The sequence below is a fragment of the Streptomyces sp. NPDC001781 genome (genome assembly GCF_053596035.1).
Map to the genome: position 1 here is coordinate 1 of NZ_JBSFFI010000082.1, position 2,302 is coordinate 2,302.

Sequence of the window (2,302 nt, forward strand, 5' to 3'; positions counted from 1 at the left end):
GTTGCCGGTGTTGGCGCCGACCAGGTCAAGGTGCTCAAAGTGCCTGGTCACGAAGGTCAGGTGGACCTCGCGTTCACCCGTCCGGCCGGCGAAACGAAGCCGGCCGTCTGGACCGGCCCGCGCCACCTCGGGACGTCCATCGCGGACCACCCGATCTGGCTCGGCGGGCGCACCGACGGCTCGGACATCAACTGGTGGATCGTCGGCTCCGATGACGACGAAAACCCCAGGCCGCTGGCCCACACGAAGTGCACCGGAGTGTCCGGCGCGGGCAAGACGGAGACCATCTGCACGGCGATTCTCCAGATGCGCGAGCGCATCGACGTCGTGCCGGTCGTCGGCGACCCTGCGAAGTTCCAGCAGTCCTTCGGCGACATCGCCGAGGTGCTGGGGCTGGCCGCGACGACCCGGGAGGCCACCGAGCAACTGGTACGCAACCTCATCCCGCTCATCGAGTACCGCGCCGGTCTGTTCGGTGCGCTGACCAGGGCAGATGGCGGCAAGGGCTACAAGCAGTGGGTGCCTGAGCTGTGGACGCTGCACCGTGTTCCGGCAATCTTCCTGGACATCGAAGAAGCCACCGACGTGCTGACGGTGGTGGACGAGGAGGCCGACGAGGCGTTGCGCAAGCTGCGGAGTGTCGGCGTGCACTTCTGCGCCTCCGCGCAGACCATGCCGCACGACAACGTCCCCCGCAAAACCCGAGGTCAGCTCGTGCAGTCCCTCGCCCACGGCCAGAAGGAGTACCAGGACGCCAAATACGCCCTAGACGCCGAGACGCTGGAGGCCGGCGCCGACCCGACGAAGTGGGCGAACAACGCGCCCGGTTCGCTGTATGCCGAGGTCACGGGCACGGACAAGACGCACTGGCCGGTCGAGGGCCGGGTGCCGCGCGTGAAGGCAGCCGACCGCGCCGAGATGATCGAGGTCACCCGCCCGTTCTGGGCCGAACTGGACCCGGGCTCGTACCGGATCCTCGCCGAGGGCGTCGTGGACGACGCGCAGGAACCCGCCGTGGAGCAGGAATCGGAGAGCACTGTGGACGACGACTTCGCGCAGGTCAGCGACCTGGACCTGACCAGCTCCGAGGGCATCGACGCGTCGGTGCCGCTGGCCGCCCCGCGCGGCCCGCTGGTCACCTTCGCCGAGCCGGTACGCGAGCGGATGAGCACCGAGGACGCACGGGCGGAGCTGCTGAACCGCGTCCGCATCCTCGCGGACAGCGGCGAGAGGGAGGTGACGTTCGCCGCGCTGGAGGACATCCCGGAGCTGGTCGGCCGGTCCCGTGGCTGGGTGTACGACGAGCTGGAGCGGCTGGCGGAGATCGGAATGCTGACCCGGCTCAACCCGGGCAGTCCGCGCGCTGTCTACGCGGTCGGGGAGAGCGCGTACGCGGAGGCGGCGGCCGGCTGACGGGGCCGCAGCAGAGCCGCCGTCGGGGCGGGTGTCCGGGGCAGTCGACCGGGCGCCTGCCCCCTTCGTTTGCCGGGGTGCCGGGCAGGTGTCGGAACGTCACTCGGTGGGGCACACTGACTGTGTCGGATGTGTCGCCCCGTCAGTCGGGATACCGAACTGATCATCTCGGGGCGTCAGTCGGTTGTCGGTCGGAAACCGCGCCGATCAGCGGCCTTGGTTCTCTCTCGCCGGGGCCGTCGTCCGACAGACCAAGGAACTCTGACAAAGGATCACTGACATGAGCAAGGAAGCCCGCTGCGCGGCCCGCTGCACCGCCGACCCCGTCATCACCAAGCCCGTCCCGCTGTGCGCCCTGCACGGCCTGGAGGTCGCTCAGGAAGTCCTTCCCGGGGTGCTCCGGGGCTCCCTCGGCCAGGCCCGCCGGGATGCCGCAGCGCACCGGCTCACGGCCCGGCTGGAGGCCGTCGCCACCGCCCCTGACGGCGCGTCCATGGGGCCCCCGGAACGGCTCCCGCAGGCCGAGGCGCAGGCCCTCGTGGAGGCCCGGCTGGAGGCGCTGCGGGCGGCCGGCGTGGAGTGGGTGACGATCCGGCACTTCCGGGACATCCCGCCGATGGCGGGCCGCTCGCGGTCCTGGGTCTACATGGTGCTCGGCAGCCTCGTGGACCGGGGCGCGCTGGCGCGGGACGACCGGGGCGACCAGACCGGCTACCGGTTCGCCGCGTAGGGGTTGCGCGGTCGCCGGTCTGATGGTTTAGTTAATTCATCGGAACCGATCGAAGGAGAAACCGATGAACTGGACCACCGAGTCGCTGCGCTCCGGAATCAAGCTGGAAAGCCTGTCCGACGACCGGGGTGTGCTGGGCACGCCGGGCACCTGGTACCG

The 2,302-nt window shown here is 70.2% G+C and carries 2 protein-coding genes; both read left to right on the top strand.

Annotated features, from left to right (window positions below; translation table 11 throughout):
• A partial coding sequence (locus ACWCV3_RS28750; RefSeq protein WP_451230236.1) for a hypothetical protein occupies positions 1-1,413 on the top strand: 1,413 nt, incomplete at its 5' end.
• A gap of 280 nt (positions 1,414-1,693) precedes the next feature.
• Entirely contained in the window at positions 1,694-2,143 is a 450-nt protein-coding gene (locus ACWCV3_RS28755; RefSeq protein ID WP_451230239.1) for a hypothetical protein, read from the top strand.
• Positions 2,144-2,302: the final 159 nt, after the last annotated feature.